The sequence below is a fragment of the Microseira wollei NIES-4236 genome (genome assembly GCF_020521235.1).
Lineage (GTDB): Bacteria > Cyanobacteriota > Cyanobacteriia > Cyanobacteriales > Aerosakkonemataceae > Microseira > Microseira wollei.
Genome location: NZ_BLAY01000084.1, coordinates 25698 through 43264 on the forward strand (window position 1 = coordinate 25698; position 17567 = coordinate 43264).

The window sequence follows — 17567 nt, forward strand, 5'->3', positions numbered from 1 at the left end:
AAAGAAGAAAGAAGAAAGAAGAAAGAAGAAAGAAGATTTTTATAGGAGAGAGGAAAATGGAGAAGGGGAAAAAAGGTGGGGCGATAGAAAGGGGGAATGAAGGACAGGAAGATCGGGTGGAACGGAAAGTATACCAATATCCCCGAAGTAACCAGAAAGGTAGCAAAAATTGGAGTAAGCACGAACGATATGATGCTAATACTGTGTCAGGTTGGAGCAGGATGACGCAGAAACAGCGATCGCTTTTAATTGAAGCAGGGATTGTGGGTGCGATCGCTCTAATATTAATCTTAGTGATGCCCGCGCTTCTTTCTGAGTTTCGTCTCAATTTGTTGGGTCGATTTTTAGCGCTGGCAATCGTTGCTCTGGGTATCGATTTAATCTGGGGTTATACGGGACTCCTGAGTTTAGGTCATGGGATCTTTTTTGCCTTGGGGGGTTATGCGATCGCTATGCACCTGCAATTAGCGCCCCTCGAACCAGGTATATTACCGGAATTCATGAATTTATATGGTGTCACGGAATTACCCTGGTTTTGGATGCCTTTTTATTCTTTGCCGTTAGCGACTGTTGCTGTGTTTATTATACCAGGTTTAATGGCAGGAATTTTGGGTTATTTGGTATTCCGAAATCGCATTCGGGGGGTTTACTTTTCTATTTTAACCCAGGCGGCGACGATTGTTTTTTTCAATTTCTTTAACGGGCAGCAAAAGTTATTCAACGGCACGAACGGGTTAACGAATTACAAAACTTTTCTAGGGTTAGAAGTTAAAGCAACCCAAACTCAGTTTATTTTTTACGCTTTGACGATATTGTTGTTAGTAGGAGGGTATGCCATCTGTCGGTGGCTGACCAGCGGACGCTTTGGCAGGCTGTTAATCGCAATTAGAGATGATGAAAGTCGGGTGCGGTTTTCCGGTTACGATCCAACGGGATTTAAAGTTCTAGTTTTTGCCATTTCTGCCGCCCTCGCTGGTATTGCTGGCGCCATGTTTACGCTGCAAACTGGCATTATTTCACCGAAAGCAATGGATATTGCTTTTTCAATTGAAATGGTAATTTGGGTAGCGGTGGGAGGTCGTGCTAGTTTAGTAGGTGCGGTTTTAGGAGCCGTGGTGGTAAACTTTGGCAAGAGTCTTCTCAGCGAACAATTTCCCGAAGTTTGGCTATTTTTCCAAGGGGCGCTGTTTTTATTGGTTGTAACTGTGCTTCCCGGCGGTATCGTAGGATGGTGGCACGAACAAGGGATGGAAAGAATGCGAAGTCTTCTAGGACGACCCAAACAACTATCAACCTATCCCAGTTTAGAAGCAGACCCCGAAGTGCAACAAGAACGAGAAGAATTGTAATCTTACCCAATTAGCAATTAGCAATTAGCAATTAGCAATTACCAATGCCTGCCAAAATCTTAGAAACAGAAAATGTGACGGTTAGCTTCGATGGGTTTAAAGCGCTAAACCAGCTAAATTTTAGTTTGGATGTCGGGGAGTTGCGGGTAGTTATTGGTCCCAACGGTGCGGGGAAAACAACTTTTTTAGATGTGATTACCGGCAAGGTACAACCAACGGAAGGGCGAGTGTTATTTAAAGGGCGAAATACGAAAAAAATATCCGAACATCAAATCGCCCGTTTGGGAATTGGTCGCAAATTCCAAACACCTCGGATTTACCTGAACCTATCCAGTCGCGAAAATTTGGAACTGAGTTACAATCGCAATAAAAATGTTTTTAGCACTTTGTTTGGCAAAAGTTCTAGTAGCGATCGCAACCAAATAGCAGGTTTATTAGAAACCATTGGTTTAGCCGCTAAAGCCGATATTCAAGCTGCTTTGCTGTCTCACGGAGAAAAGCAACGCTTAGAAATTGGCATGTTAGTCGCCCAGTCTCCCGATTTATTATTAGTCGATGAACCAGTCGCCGGACTTACCGATGAAGAAACTTATAATGTGGGGAAATTGTTACTAGCTTTAGCAGAAAGTCATTCGATTTTAGTCATCGAACACGATATGGAATTCGTGCGCCAAATTGCCCGGAAAGTAACGGTGTTGCACCAAGGATCGGTTTTGTGTGAAGGAACTATTGAAGAAGTACAAAACGATCCGCGGGTGATTGAAGTCTATTTAGGTTCTAGTACTGAAAATTGATCGAACCACAAACACGCTTGGGTGCGTTACAAATCTTGACGTGCCAGTCAGGTAACTCCTGTTTATTTTTTTTAAGAAACCAGACAAATGGAAAATTGCCTGCCAAACTTGTAGATAACGCAAGTTGCTAGTTACATCAAGCGGTACTGGTAATGGCTAATGGGTAATGGCTAATGGCTAATGGCTAATGGCTAATGGCTAATGGGTAATGGCTAATGGCTAATGGCTAATGGCTAATGGCTAATGGGTAATGGCTAATGGCTAATGGCTAATGGCTAATGGCTAATGGCTAATGGCTAATGGGTAATGGCTAATGGGTAATAGGTAGTTGTCAAGAAGGCAAAAGCATGTTAACCCAATTAGCAATTAGCAATTAGCAATTAGCAATTAGCAATTAGCAATTACCGCTGTCACAAGTTATAACTAGCAACTTGAGTTAGATAGTTGCATCCTCCTCAAGGAGAACTTGCAGTGGAGTACGAAATTCGCTACAAACCAGCCTTTGCCGCGATTTTTGTCACCCTCAATCCTGGTGACAGCATTACAGCGGAAGCGGGTGCAATGACGAGTATGGATGCCAGTTTGTCGATGCGGACTGAATTTTCTGGTGGGATAATTTCCGGTTTACTGAAAAAATTCTTTGGGGGAGAATCCCTATTTGTTAATGTATTCAGCAATCAAACCCAGCAACCTTTAAAACTGGTTTTAACTCAATCTGTAATAGGAGATATTGCTTGTATTGAATTGCGCCGTGGGGGAGCAATTTGCTTTCAACCCGGTGCTTATATTGCCCACACTTCTGGGGTCAAAATCGGCGTGCGCTGGGCAGGATTTACCAGTTGGATATCGGGTGAAGGACTATTTAAGCTCAAAGTAAGCGGGGAAGGAAAAGTGTTTTTTGGTGCTTATGGAGGGTTGACCAAAAAACGAATCAATGGAGAATTTATCGTTGATTCTGGTCATTTAGTCGCCTACGAACCTCAAATTAAAATGAAAGTGGGGTTAGCCGGTGGATTAGTTGGATCGGTGACTTCTGGGGAAGGATTGGTGAATCGACTTTCCGGTGAAGGTACGATCTATTTACAGTCGCGCAGTATTGATGGCTTAGTGAGATATTTACGTCCCAAAGTTCGTTAGCCATCAGCAACTCGGTTTTTGGCATGAGTTATTAATTGTTAGGCAAATGTCACAATGGAAGTTGAAATATTACATCAACCTGATAGCGCGATTGCTCGCGTTATTCTAGAAGCAGGAGAAGAATTAGTCGCAGAAGCTGGCAGCATGATTGCCATGAGTGGTTACATCAATGCCAGTACCACTTTACGCAGCGGCGGTGGAGGAATTTTAGGCGGACTCAAGCGCCTCGTGGCAGGAGAGTCGCTATTTTTGAGCGTTTTTCGCTCTCCAATTGCGGGGGGCGATCTCTTTTTATCTCCTAAGTTAATCGGAGATATTCTCGCCTATCAAATGACCGGAAATGGCTTAGTTGTCCAAGCTACTTCTTACCTCGCCAGCGAATCAAGTGTAGATATTAATGTGGGATTTCAAGGGATAAAGTCTTTGTTTTCCGGCGAATCGATTTTTTGGTTAGAAATGAGCGGCTACGGTTTGCTTTTACTGACTTCCTTTGGCGGGATTTATGAAATTCCAGTCAATGGCGAATATATTGTAGATACTGGTCATATTGTGGCTTTTGAAAAAAGCTTAACCTTTAGCATCAGCAAACCGGGTTCTAGTTGGATTGGTGCTTTTTTAGGTGGTGAAGGTTTGGTTTGTCGGTTTACAGGACAAGGTAGAGTATTTTGTCAAACCCATAACCCCGGTGCTTTTGGTTCTTTGGTCGGGTCTCAGTTACCGCCAAGATAATCTTCGTAGTGGCGCTTGGGCGCTTCTACAAACCTAGACAAATATGGAGGTTAAAATGAGCGAAATTGCCTACGAAATCGACCATGCGCCTGCTTATGCATCCCTGCGTTTAAATTTAAAGGCGAATCAAACTGTATTAGTTGAATCTGGCGCAATGGCAGCTATGGACCCTTGGATAAAAATGAAATCAAAAGTCAAAGGGGGGTTGATGAAAGGTTTGGGAAGGCTAGTCAGCGGCGAATCTTTTTTTGTGAGTGAATTTACCGCTGAAGGCAGACCGGGAGAATTATATATTTCTCCCGGCGTCCCTGGCGATATTCAGCATTATTATCTGAATGGCAATGCTTTGATGATTCAATCTTCGGGATTTGTAGCTGCCAGCAAAACTGTAGAAATAGATACCAAATTTCAAGGTTTTAAAGGCTTTTTTAGCGGGGAGTCGTTATTTTTGTTGCGGGCAACGGGGGAAGGCGATATCTGGTTCAGTTCCTATGGGGGGATTGTAGAAATTCCTGTGACGGGGGATTATATAGTAGATACTGGCTATATTGTTGCCTTTGAAGATTCGTTAAATTACAACGTTGAAATGTTGGGCGGCTTATCGTTTAAAGGTCTAAAAACTGGCATACTAGGCGGTGAAGGTTTGGTGTGTCGTTTCAGCGGTCAAGGTCGTTTGTGGGTGCAGTCCCGCGAACTTTACAGTTTGATTAATTTCTTAAACCCTTTCCGTCCAGTTAAGAGCAATAACTAATAACTCAAGTTGCTAGTTATAAAATTTGCTGTTGCTAATCGCTAATGGCTAATTGCTAATTGCTAATGGAAGAACGCTCGCTTCAAGAACACGAAGCTATCAAAAACTCAGTAATATCATGTCCGGTTGCATCGGTAGCGTCAGCAAAGGAAGGGTTTAACGAAATATCTCGTGGTTCCACACAATGGCTGGTAAAACCCGCCCCTACTACACACAACCTTTCCTACCGGACATGATATAATATAATATTTTACTTGCCATTAGCCATGAGCGATTAGCCATTAGCCGCCAATTCGAGATAACTAGCAACTTGAGTTAATAACATGTCGCGTCAATTAGAGGCAAGCGAACGCAACCCACCCCCCAGCAATCGTCAATTACTCATTCTGTTAGGAATGTTTATCGGTTCTATCCTGGTAATTATCTGGCTAATCAATATCATCGCTAATAGTTTAGTTTGGCTGATTCCCCCCAGCGTAGAACAACAAATCGGTAAAATTGTAATTCCCGGTTACGAAAAATTAGCGCCAGCAACCGCCGCCCAAAATACGATCGATCAACTATTACAGCGTCTAGAAACTAACTTGCCAGAACCCCAAAAACAGCAAGATTATCGCGTACTCTACGTGCCAGAACAAACGGTAAATGCTTTGGCACTACCGGGAAACGCGATTGTAATTTATTCCGGTTTGGTGGCAAAGGCAGAGTCAGAAAATGAAATAATGATGGTACTGGGACACGAACTAGGACATTTTGCCCACCGAGATCATTTGCGGGGTTTGATGCAAAAATTGTTGTGGCAGTTCGCGATCGCATATATTATAGGCGATGCCAGTTGGCTGCAATCCGAGGCGGCAACTGTTGCGAATGCAGTCAGTCAATCTCAATTTTCCCAATCTCAAGAACTACAAGCAGATGAATTTGGTTTAACTTTGTTGCAGGCAACTTACAATCACGTCGCTGGAGCAACCGACTTTTTTGCTAGATTAACTCAAGAACGAGGTGCAAATTATGCCTTCTTATCCACCCATCCCGCACCGCTTCAGCGCGTCGCCCAATTGGAACGTTTAATTAAACAAAGAAATTATCCCGTTCTAGCGAGATCGCCCCTACCCCCGGCGCTGCGCTAACAATGTAGAATCTTTAACCAAAACCAATCGTAACTCAAAGTAATGAATAGCGCGATCTCTTCCTTCCCCAACACCCCAACTGCACTAATGCTGCAAGTTTCCGACTTAAATGTCTACTACGGCGAAAGTCACATTCTCCGCGATGTAGATTTAAGCGTACCAGCGAGAGAAATGGTTTGTCTAATCGGACGCAATGGCGTAGGTAAAACAACGTTGCTGAAGACGATTATGGGTTTAATTAAACCCCGCACGGGTACAATTAGTTTGACGGGTGAATCAATCACCGATAAATCCCCCGATCGACGCGCAAAAATGGGAATTGGTTATGTTCCCCAAGGACGGGAAATTATTCCCCGCTTGACTGTAGAAGAAAATCTATTGCTAGGTTTGGAAGCTTTACCTACTGGTAGAAAAAGGAATCAGGAAATTCCAGAGGAAATTTTTGACCTGTTTCCCGTGTTGAAAACGATGCTTTCCCGCATGGGTGGCGACTTGAGTGGCGGACAACAACAACAACTTGCGATCGCTCGTGCTTTAATGGGACAACCCCGGTTACTCGTCCTAGATGAACCCACCGAAGGCATTCAACCCTCAATTATCCTGGAAATCGAAGCCGCCGTTCGCCGCATTGTTCAATCTACTGGTATTTCCGTTCTCTTAGTCGAACAACACCTGCACTTCGTGCGACAAGCAGATCGGTACTACGCAATGCAAAAAGGCGGTATTGTCGCTTCTGGTCCCACCAGCGAACTCAGTCAGGATGTAATTCAAAGGTTTCTAGCAGTATAATCCCAGGTAATTGGTATGGGTAATTGGTAATTGGATTCATTGGCAGTAAGCGCGGGTTTTACCAATCACCTTTGATACTTTCAAACAATTAGGACTTATGCAAAGAAACAAAGGTGATACGAAAAATCGTTTGTTTGCCAGCCAGAGATCAAGGTCGAAACCGAGTTTCTAGCAACGCCCTTGCGTCAGTCCTGACCATTTAACCAAACCCGCCCCGCGCCTTGTTTAGCCCATTCAGGACTTACGCAACATCTCTATATGTAGGGTGCGTTAACGCAGTGTAACGCACCATTTCTACTATATGTGGTGTCGCTGCGTAAGTCCTGCCATTGATGGGAAAACGGTATTGTAAATATAACTGAATCATAGGGGTACGGCGTCAGTAAGCTTTGTCGCCAGCAAAAATTTCCTCAATTACCATACCCCTACTGTTTGTCAAGATCCGGTAATGAAATTTTATTAAATATTTATTATAAATAAAATTATTTGGCGCACAAATATTTTTGTTGCAGAAACAATCGAGCAAAGAGCCTGGTCAAAAATACCTGAAAAACCTGAGGTTTTTCAGATTTAATCGGGAAAATTGTATGCAAGAGTTAATGAATTATGGATAAAGTATAGAAAAATCAAATAAGATAAAGTTAAAATATTGTCAGGATAACTCGCCATGTTATGTGTAGTTATTTGAAGAGAGTGATGAAGCTCAACTATTTTTCATAGAAACCCGGTTTCTTTCCACAGATTGATTGGTAAAACCCGCCGCTACAGCATCAAAAACACCTTGCACTACCTTTGCTACCGGACATGACATCAGACATTACAAAATAAGCCAATATATTTTTATGATGTTTCTCAAAAAAGTAAGCCTGCTGCTCTGAGCTTAAGTATTTCCAAGCGGCATGTAACCCGATTGAGTCAGGGCAAAACCATGTTTCTGTGGCAAACTTTCGAGCAATTTCTAGATCTGGAATTGTCTCTGCATCTTTATAAACATGATAGGAAAAGTACAAATCTTCCGGATAATTAGTATTATCTGGATATCGCTGACAAATATCTAGCATGACTTGTCTATCGCGAATTGATAAGCCTCCATTGCCAAATCCGGAGCGGCATTTCTGTTGCTCTTTGGCATTTAGCTTTTGCTCGATTTTGTGGCTTTCCCGTTGAACTGGAAATTGGCGTTCGCTCTGAAAACCAAACAGGTAAAACTCTTGCTTCAGGCTTTCTTTTTTCCACGGCGCTCCGAGGTAAGGATACTGAAAGAAACTTAAATCTAAAGGTTCAGTCATTAAGGTATCGGTTTGGAAGATTAAGATTTTTTCAGCGGGAATGTTTTCCCAAAACCCAGGGGTTTTAAGCAATCTCGAATAGGTGGCTGGGTCTAATTTTGGCATGTCAGCCATAACGGCAATCCGGACATTATCAATATCTCGGACAATGTTTTGGACAAATTCTACATTGGCTGAGGTACAAAAAATTTGCAATCCGACTTCATCGGGGGTAAATAAAAGCGTATTTTTAATCGCAAAATCCAGTAGAGGATGACAGCGATTTTCGACAATTACAGCCATGTATTTGCTTTGCTGAGGCAGCGGGCGGGGTTTCCAGTGTTTGAGATATTTTTCGTAAATGTAGTTGCAGTGCCACTCGAAGTGCTGCGTCTGATAGTCTCTCGCGCTAGCAATTAATTTATCTACTAACTCTTGGGTTAAAGGTTGTTTTTGGATAGTATGGGAATTGTTTGAGGCGTTATTATTGCTACACCAATGCCGCCAGATTGTGCGATAAGCGTCTTCGAGGGAACGAGCGATCGCACTTGCATCCATCAGCGGTGCTGCAAGCATTCGCCCGCGCAAGTTTGCTCGCAATTGTGGCAATTTCTCCTTATTATTGGCCAGGTCAACCGCTTTCTGAATATACTCTTGCGGAGATTGAGCAATGTATTCATGTAGACCAACGGACGACAGCAAGCTGACACCGACTCGCGAAACGTGGGTTTCACCTGCTAAGGTAATAACCGGCACTCCCATCCACATCGCCTCGCAAGTTGTGGTTGTGCCGTTGTAAGGGAAGGTATCGAGGGCGATATCTATTTGGTTGTAGAGGGCTAGATGTTCGCTTTTAGACGAAATCCAACCGATGAGTTCGACTCGTTCGGCAGCGATTCCTTGTTGTTGGAATAGTTTGTGCAAATAGTCGCAAGTGCCGGAATCGATGAAAGAGCGAGATTTGAGCAACAAACGGCTGTTGGGGACGGATTTGAGAATTTCTGCCCAATAATTAATTAGTTTTGAGCTAATTTTAGCTAATTTGTTAAACGAGCCGAAGGTAATGCGATCGCTACTCAATCCCGGCGATAAACCGACTTCTGGACAGTCTACTGGCGGCTTGTAGCATAAGAAACCGTGGGTTAAGCGGATTAATTGCTCTGTATGTAAGTGTTCCGTCTGTCCTTCCGGGTCTGTCCAACCATCGACGATGCGATAATTTATACCAGTTATCCCAGTAGTATTTGGGTAGCCGATGTAACTCACCTGTACGGGGGCGGGTTGGCGGGCGAAGGTTAGCAGTCGGTTGCCTTTGGTATGTCCGGACAAGTCTACTAAAATATCGATGGCGTCTTGGCGGATTAAATCGGCTAGCTGTGCGTCATCGAGGCGATCAATTTGGCGCCAGTCGTCGGCGAGTTGGCGCAAGCGTTGCGTTGTCGCATCTATTTGTTTGTTGTTGGCGTAGCAGATGACGTGGAAATTGTGGCGATCGCAAGCAGCAAGCAAAGGTTCAAAGAAGAATGCGACTGAATGGGTCAAGAAATCGGCGGAAACGTAACCGATGCGGAGGCGGCGATTGGGATTGGGATTGTTGCTGTGGGGTAGGATTTCTGCTGCTAGGGGGGTGGCATTGCGTACGCACCAATGTTGATGTTCGGCATAAATCGCGGCGGGTGTGTATTCGTCGCTGTAATGCAAGTTAAACAGCAAATTGCTTTGGGCGATAACAAAAGCAGGATCGGCGGCGATGGCTTGGCGGAAATATGCGATCGCTTCTGCTATTTTGCCTTGATCTTTGAAAGTAGAGGCGAGATTGTTATATGCAGAAGCATGATTAGATTCGAGTGCCAGCACCTGACGAAAGTAATCAATTGCTAACGTGCAATAACCCTGATTCATCAAAATATTAGCCAAGCAGAAATAAGCCTCTACATGATCGGCTTGGAATTGAATCGCTTTTTGGTAGCAATTGACTGCTTGCTGTGGTTCTTTTTGTTCTTCGTATACTTTGCCCAAGTTGTAATAAGCCTGAGCATAGTTTGGTTGGAGTTGCAATACTTTTTGGTAGCATTCAATTGCTGCTGCTAAGTTGTTTTCTCCTTGGTAAGCAACGCCCAGATTGTAATGTGCTTCGGCGTAGTCTGGTTGGAGTTGAATGGCTTTTTGGTGGGATGAGATCGCTTCATTCAATTTCTGTTTTTTTTGATAAACGCTGCCGAGGTTGTTGTGAAAGATGGGGGCACTTGAATTGAGTGCAATGGCTCGATTAATTTGTTCAATTGCGGTTTCATATTGCTCTTGTTGATAAGCAATTAAACCGAGCAAATGCCAAGCATCCGCACGAAGGGGTTGCCACTGCAATACTTGTTGATAGCAAGCTTGTGCTTCTGGCAATTGTCCGGATTTCTGATACTCAATACCTGAGTCAAGTTTGGCTTCAATTTGGACAGGATCTATTTGTGCGATCGCTGTTTCTCCATCAAATATTTGGGCAGGCGGGACGCCTACCCCACAAGAGTTTGATTTGTCTTGTGGGATGAGCATCTTGCCCGTCAATGTCCCTACAGAATCAGCAGAAATTAACTCTTGTGGGATGGGCATCTTGCCCGTACCAACTACTTCTGCAACAGGTATACCACCGCACCAACGCCGCCACATTTGACGATAAGCTGTTTCCAGAGATTGGGTAATCAGACTGGCATTTGTTAGGGGTGCTGCTTGCATTCGTGGGCGCAAATTTGCTCGCATTTGTGGCAATTTATCCCGATTATTGGCAAGGTTAACTGCTTTTTGAATGTATGCTTCAGGAGATTGAGCAATTAACTCTTCCCATCCCACAGATGAGAGCAAACTAACACCAACGCGCGAGACGTGAGTTTGACCTGCTAAAGTAATAACTGGCACTCCCATCCACATCGCCTCACAAGTAGTTGTTGTGCCGTTATAGGGGAAGGTATCGAGGGCAATATCTACCTGATTGTACAAGGAAAGGTGTTCGTTTTTGGCAGCAATCCAACCGCTGAGTTCGAGGCGATTTGGCTCAATTCCCTGTTGCTGGAATAGTCTGTGCAATGAGTCGCGCATCCCGGAATCAGCTAGCGTCCAAGATTTAATTAGCATCCGACTTTCTGGTACATTTTTTAGGATGTTTGCCCAGTAACTAATTAGTTGCGGGTTGACTTTTGATAAGTTATTGAAGCAGCCAAAGGTAATATGACCTTTTTCTAGTACGGGGGATGAACTGACTTCTGGGTAGTTTTGCGGGGGTTGATAGCACAAAAAACCATGTGGCAGACGAATTAATTGCTCTGAATGCAATCGTTCTGTCTGTCCTTCTGGATCTGCCCAATTGTCGGTAATGCGGTAATCTATTGTATCGAGTCCGGTTGTATTGGGATAGCCGATATAACTAACTTGGATCGGGGCAATTTTGCGGGCGAAGGCTAACAGCCGATTGCCATTTGTATGACCAGACAAATCTACCAATATGTCAATTTTATCCTGGATTACCAGTTCGGCGAATTGCTCATCATTTAAGTTATAAATCTCGCGCCAATCTGCGGCAATTTTACGCAATCTTTCCCTTGTGGCATCGCTTTTATTGTTGTTGGCGTAGCAGATAACTTCAAAATTGCGCTTGTTGTGGGCGGTGAGGAGGGGTTCAAAGAAAAATGAGACTGAATGGGTTAAAAAATCCCCGGAAACGTAGCCGATGCGGAGGCGTTTTCCCGGAGGGCGATCGCTATTACTATAATCTCGATTTTCTCCTAATAAACTTGCATGGCGTTGTGCCCAACATTTGTGTTCTTCATAAATCGCTGAAGGTTGGCAATCCTGACTATAGTGCAAGTACAACAGCAGATTTTGATGGGCATGAACAAGAGAGGGATTCTCAGCTACAATCTGGCGAGACATTTCAATCGCTTCGTTAATCGCCCCCCGATCTTTTAATGCAGAGGCGAGATTAATTTTTCCTGCCTCATTGTCGGGATTAATCGCCAAAGCTTGGCGGTAATAGTTAATCGCCAAGGTGGGATAGCCTTGATTCCGCCAAATATCGCCCAAATTAATCAATGCCAGCCAATAGTTAGGGTCAATTTGCAGGGCGCGTTGATAAGATTGAGACGCTTCTGGTAAATTTCCTTGTGCTTGCAAGGCAATTCCCAAATTGCTATGGGCGGTAGCAGAATCTGGTTGCAGTTGGATGGCTTTTTGGTAGCAGTTAATCGCTGCTTCTAAGTTTTCTTGCGCTTTGTAAGCATGACCTAAACTACTATAAGCATCCACGTAGTTAGGTTGGCGTTGAATGACTTGCTGGAAACACTCTATAGCTTGTGCAAACTTACCTTGTTGTTGCAGAGCATTTCCTAAATTGAAATGGGCATTGATATAATCGGGGTCTAGTTTTAGAGCTTGTTGGTAAGATGCGATTGCATCATCCAACTTCCCTTCATCTCTCAAAGCATTCCCCAGATTATTATAGGCTTGCACGTAGTTTTCCTGACATTCAATCGCCTTTTGATAAGACTCAATTGCTCGATCTAATTGCCCTTTTTCTCGATAGACAATACCCAAACTGTTATAAGGTGGGGCATAGTTTGGTTGGAGTTGAATAGCTTTTTGGTAACATGCGATAGCATCATCCAACTTACCTTGTTTTTTAACCGCAAGTCCTCGATTGTAAAGCTCTGTAGCTGATTCCAATTGCAACTTCTTCTTTTTCCCTTTTTCGTTTTTCCTTCCTTCTGCCTTGTCTTTCTTGAAAGCTGACATGGGTGTGACGGGCAGGATGCCCATCCCACAAGACAAATCCAACTCTTGTGGGGTGGGCGTCTCGCCTGCCCAGTGCATTGTTGCAATATCTGAGTTCAAAACATCTTGAAGTTTCTGTTTTACTTGCTGAAAAACACTCGCCCAATCCCCTTGAATTGGCTGCCTAAACAACCGCATCGTGGGATACCAAGGACTATCCTGACGTTCCAATTGCCAGCGCCAGTCAGGAATAAAAGGCAATAAAATCCATACAGGTTTGCCCATTGCTCCTGCTAAATGCGCCACGGCGGTATCGACGGTAATGACTAAATCTAATTGATGAATAACAGTGACAGTATCGACAAAATCATTCAAGATAGGACTTAAATCGTGGATGCGTTCATTATCTAACCAAGGTTGAATTTGGGGCGCATCGACACCGACTTGCAAGCTGTAAAGAGATACATTTCCCCCATCAAGCAAGTCAATAAACAATTCCGGCGTACAAGATTTTCTCTGGTAAAGTCCATTATTGAGACTGCCGGATGCCCAAACAATCCCGATGCGATAAGAATCCGATGGGGGAAGAATACAATTAGAACGTAACGGAGTGGGTGGAAATATATAAGGAATAGAACTGGGAATGTTATCAGCAGTAGTTTTAAGAATGTGCGGCAAGCTCATCAAAGAAGCATGGTAGTCGTAGGTGTAGGCGTCGCAAGAGTCTTTATCTACAACTTCAAATTTGTCTTGCAGGCATTCTCGAAACAGTGGAACTAAAGGATAATGATGAGCATTGAGAATTACTTTAGCACCAGTTTTTTGCAGTAGCAGGGCATAGCGCACAAACTGAATTGCATCCCCCAATCCTTGCTCGCTCCAAAGCAGGATAGATTTGCCCTCCAGTGAGGAGCCATCCCATTCTGGAGCTGGCATCTGGGGTTTGGACGTACTCAGTTTTTTAGCTCTAGCTTCAAAGCGCCATTCATACTCAACAAAACCTCGTTCAAAGTCACTTAATAAAAGTAATGCCATTCCTAGATTGGCGTGAGCTTCCGCATAGTATGGTTGGACTTGAAGGGCTTTTTGGTAATACTTGACTGCTTGATGAAACTCTCCTTGTTCGCGATATGCAAGTCCTAAGTTGTTATAGGCTCCCGCATTATTAGGTTGGAGTTTAATTGCTTTTTGATAGCACTCAATCGCTTGCTCTATCTCTCCTTGTTCGCTGTAAGCATTCCCCAGCTTGATATGAATTCCAACAGAGTCTGGTTTAAGTTGAATTGCCCGTTGGTAGTAGGAGATTGCTTCAGGCAATTTTCCGGAAATTTGAGCCACAATACCGCATTCTCGCATCCCGAGAGCCGATTGTCCTTGCTGTTGATAAACATCGGCTAAATTCTTGTGTGCATCGGCATAGTCAGATTGGAGTTGAATCGCTTTTTGGTAATACGAAATAGCTCGTTGTAAATTCCCTTGTTCTCGATAAGCATTACCGATGTTGTTGTAGAAACTAGACGAATCTGGATTTAACTCAATTGCTCGATTAATTTGTGCGATCGCCTTTTCAAATTGCCCTCGTTGACTGGCAATTACTCCTAACAAATGCCAAGCATCCGCATTTTCTGGTTGCTGCTGGATGATTTGCTCATAACAAGCTTCTGCTTTCTCTAATTTCCCAGACTGATGGTATTGCAACCCCAACTCAAGTTGCGTTTGGATTCGCTCCATTTCCGTCGCACCCATCTTTACCTCAGTCAGAACTTCTTGCAGTTTTTCTTTAATTTGCTCAAACGCGCTAGTCCAATCTCCCCGACTCGCTTGTCTAAACAATCTCATTGTAGGATACCAAGGACTATCTTGACGTTCCAATTGCCAGCGCCAGTCGGGAATAAAAGGTAGCAAAACCCACACAGGTTTACCCATTGCTCCCGCTAAATGCGCTACAGCAGTATCTACACTAACGATCAAATCTAACTGATGAATGACAGTAGCGGTATCAGCAAAATCAGTTAGAAGATGACTGAGGTTATGAACGCGCTTATTGTCAACCCAAGGCTGAATTTTAGCAGCATCTATCCCCACTTGCAGGCTGTATAACGAGACATTTCCTAATGATAGTAACTCAATAAATAAGTCTGGCGCACAAGATTTTTTGTAATAAAGTTCCGCATTCTCAGCACCGCTCGCCCAAACAATACCAATGCGATAATAATCAGTCTTTGGCAGGATACATTTATGCCGCAATGGGTTAGGAGGAAAGATATAGGGAATAGAATTAGGGATGGTATCAGAGGTAGTTTTGAAAATAGCTGGCAAGCTCATTAAAGAAGCATGATAGTCATAGGCGTAAATGTCGCATGATTTTTGATCTACAACTTCAAAATCAGCTTTCAGGCATTCACGAAATAGAGGAACTAAAGCAGAATAGGCACTGAGGATAACCTTCGCTCCTCGCGCTTGCAATAACTTAGCATAGCGGACAAATTGAATCCCATCCCCCAATCCTTGATCGTTCCACAGAACAATAGATTTTCCCTCAATATTTGAGCCATCCCACATGGGACTTTTCGGTTTAAACCGCGCCGATTGTGGTGTTTCAAATCGCACTTCGTAATCTAAAAAGCCTTGCTCCAATTCGCCTAATAAAAGTAACGTTAATCCTCGATTTAGATAAGCTACGTTGTTAGGCTGAATCTCAATTGCTTTATTGTAGGAATGTATAGCTAGATCGAACTGTTTTTGTTCTCGATAAATGCTGCCGAGATTGTTATAAGCTTCAGCATATTTTGGTTGGAGTTGAATTGCTCTTTGGTAACAAGCGATCGCCCAATCCAATTCTCCTTTCTCTTCCCGCACAATTCCCAAATTATAATGAAGCTGAGCCAAGTTTGGTCGCAGTTCAATCGCTTTTTGATAACAAGCGATCGCTGAATCCAATTTTCCTTGTTTATGGTAAATATTCCCCAAGTTATTGTACGCTTCAACCCGATGGGGTGGCAATTGAATTGCTTTTTGATACGAGGCGATCGCCTCTCCTAATTTTCCTTCCTTTTGATAAGCAACCCCCAGTTTATAATCGGCTTCCCCATCCTCTTGAAGTTGGCGCTTCACCGCTATTTCTAAAGCGCTACCCAGTTTCTCTTTCACCTGATGCAAAACACTCGCCCAATCTCCCCACCTTGTTTGGCGAAATAACTCCATCGTCGGATACCAAGGCGTATCTTGACGCTGTAATTGCCAACGCCAATCAGGCACAAAAGGCAACAAAACCCACACGGGTTTCCCCATTGCACCCGCTAAATGCGCTACAGCAGTATCGACAGTAATAACTAAATCCAACTGATGAATTACAGCAGCAGTATCAACAAAATCTTTTAGCAAGTTGCTGATATCCCTCACTCCATTTATATGCAACCAAGGTTGGATTTGCGCCGCATCTGCTCCTACTTGCAAGCTCCAAAGTTCTATTTTTCCTGGATTCAATAAATATTCAAATGTTTGGAAAAATAAATTGCACGCTATCGATTTTATGTGATATAATTGAATATTAGTAATGCTAGTCGCCCAAACAATACCGATTTTAAAAGCAGGCGTATTGGGCAATTTTAAACCTGGTGGAATCGTGGCGGGCGGTTGAATGTAGGGAATTTGAGCGGGAATGGTTTCCGGGGTTGTTTTAAACAGCTGGGGTAAGCTCATTAAAGAAATATGATGTTTGTAGTCGCTGACATCAGCTTGCTCTTGATTGATAACTGTAGGAATCGCAGAAATTAAACACTCTTGGAATAGACGAACTAAAGGAGAATTGGTGGCAAGGGTTACCTTGGCTCCCTGTTGTTGCAATAACAGGGCATAGCGGACAAATTGAATCGAATCCCCCAGTCCTTGTTCGCTCCATAAGAGAATATCTTCACCTTCTAGAGGTTCGCCTTGCCATGCAGGAGTCGAGAGCAATTTTCTCACAGGTTCATCTCGCTCAAACCGCGATTCGTATTCTGGGAAACCTTGACTTAATTCTCCCGCCAACAGCAGAGCCAAACCCAAATTGCAACGAGCATTGGCATAATTAGGGTTGAATTGTAGCGCGCGGCGGTAAGATGCGATCGCTTCGGTCAATTTCCCTTGTTCTTGCAAAGCAATGCCCAAATTATCGTGAGTTTCTACATAATCGGGCTTAATTTCTAAAGCGCGACGGAAAAAATAGACAGCTTTTTCCAACTCCCCTTGTTCTCGATAAGCATTACCCAGATTATTGCAAGCCGGAGCATAATCGGGTTGCAATTGGATCGCCTTCTGGTAACACTCAATTGCTTCATTCCACTGCCTTAGTTTTTTATACAGAATTCCCAAACTGTTATAAGCAGCCCCATAGTCGGGTTGCAGTTGAATCGCTTTCTGATAGCACTCCAAAGCTTGGGCAAAATCCCCCAGTTGTTTATAACTACTGCCTAAATTTTTATAAGCTTCGGCGTTATTTGGTTGGAGTTCTAGCGAACGAGTAATTCTAGCGATCGCATTTTGATATTGATGCCGTTGATAGGCAATAACTCCTAGCAGATGCCAAGCACCCCCATGATGCGGCTGGAATTGCACCACTTGTTCGTAACAAGCCTCTGCTTCCACCAGCCGCCCAGACTGGTAATGCTTAATTCCCAATCGCATCTGTGCTTGGATTTCGCCAGAATCTTGAGCAGCCATAATCAAAAATTATAAAGGTCGTGGTCTGGATTTCTCGTTACCAGGTTCCCATCTCCGATCAACGGGGGTAGGGGCACGGCAGGTGAACAACTTTGGCTTGACGACAACACTTGCTGATGCCGTGCCCCTACAATGTTGTGTCGGTTATTACCAGGTTCCCATCT

The 17567-nt window shown here is 43.7% G+C and carries 8 protein-coding genes; 7 read left to right on the forward strand and 1 reads right to left on the reverse strand.

Translation table 11 applies throughout. The features are described 5' to 3' along the window. Nucleotides 1-221 precede the first annotated feature (221 nt). The 7 genes from urtC to urtE all read left to right on the forward strand — a co-directional run bounded on the left by urtC (nt 222) and on the right by urtE (nt 6679). Nucleotides 222-1349, forward strand: coding sequence for an urea ABC transporter permease subunit UrtC (gene urtC / locus MiSe_RS25635; protein ID WP_226586030.1), 1128 nt, complete (start codon nt 222-224; stop codon nt 1347-1349). Between the two features lie 44 nt (nt 1350-1393). Continuing rightward, nucleotides 1394-2143, forward strand: coding sequence for an urea ABC transporter ATP-binding protein UrtD (urtD, locus tag MiSe_RS25640; RefSeq protein WP_226586016.1), 750 nt, complete (start codon nt 1394-1396; stop codon nt 2141-2143). A 471-nt stretch (nt 2144-2614) separates the two neighbouring features. Then, nucleotides 2615-3280 carry a TIGR00266 family protein gene (locus MiSe_RS25645; RefSeq protein WP_226586017.1) on the forward strand — a complete coding sequence of 222 codons (666 nt, stop codon included), beginning with the start codon at nt 2615-2617 and terminating at the stop codon, nt 3278-3280. A 54-nt stretch (nt 3281-3334) separates the two neighbouring features. Next, on the forward strand, nt 3335-4009 hold the full coding sequence (locus MiSe_RS25650; RefSeq protein ID WP_226586018.1) for a TIGR00266 family protein: 675 nt from the start codon (nt 3335-3337) through the stop codon (nt 4007-4009). 55 nt (nt 4010-4064) lie between these two features. Then, a complete protein-coding gene (locus tag MiSe_RS25655) occupies nt 4065-4760 on the forward strand; it encodes a TIGR00266 family protein (protein ID WP_226586019.1) in 696 nt (231 codons plus the stop codon). Nucleotides 4761-5083: 323 nt separating this feature from the next. After that, nucleotides 5084-5890 (forward strand): M48 family metallopeptidase, encoded by an 807-nt coding sequence (locus MiSe_RS25660; protein ID WP_226586020.1) that lies wholly within the window; start codon nt 5084-5086, stop codon nt 5888-5890. A gap of 87 nt (nt 5891-5977) precedes the next feature. Next, nucleotides 5978-6679 (forward strand): urea ABC transporter ATP-binding subunit UrtE, encoded by a 702-nt coding sequence (urtE, locus tag MiSe_RS25665; protein WP_226586032.1) that lies wholly within the window; start codon nt 5978-5980, stop codon nt 6677-6679. Between the two features lie 770 nt (nt 6680-7449). On the opposite strand, the gene MiSe_RS25670 is transcribed toward urtE, so the two are convergent. Beyond that, nucleotides 7450-17403, reverse strand: coding sequence for a DUF5672 family protein (locus tag MiSe_RS25670; RefSeq protein ID WP_226586021.1), 9954 nt, complete (start codon nt 17401-17403; stop codon nt 7450-7452). Nucleotides 17404-17567 lie beyond the last annotated feature (164 nt).

Bases quoted from the DNA above. Each gene is read 5' to 3' on its own strand.
- MiSe_RS25650 (WP_226586018.1), top strand. From the start codon at position 3,335: ATGGAAGTTGAAATATTACATCAACCTGATAGCGCGATTGCTCGCGTT.
- urtE (WP_226586032.1), top strand. From the start codon at position 5,978: ATGCTGCAAGTTTCCGACTTAAATGTCTACTACGGCGAAAGTCACATT.
- urtD (WP_226586016.1), top strand. From the start codon at position 1,394: ATGCCTGCCAAAATCTTAGAAACAGAAAATGTGACGGTTAGCTTCGAT.
- MiSe_RS25655 (WP_226586019.1), top strand. From the start codon at position 4,065: ATGAGCGAAATTGCCTACGAAATCGACCATGCGCCTGCTTATGCATCC.
- MiSe_RS25660 (WP_226586020.1), top strand. From the start codon at position 5,084: ATGTCGCGTCAATTAGAGGCAAGCGAACGCAACCCACCCCCCAGCAAT.
- urtC (WP_226586030.1), top strand. From the start codon at position 222: ATGACGCAGAAACAGCGATCGCTTTTAATTGAAGCAGGGATTGTGGGT.
- MiSe_RS25670 (WP_226586021.1), bottom strand. From the start codon at position 17,403: ATGGCTGCTCAAGATTCTGGCGAAATCCAAGCACAGATGCGATTGGGA.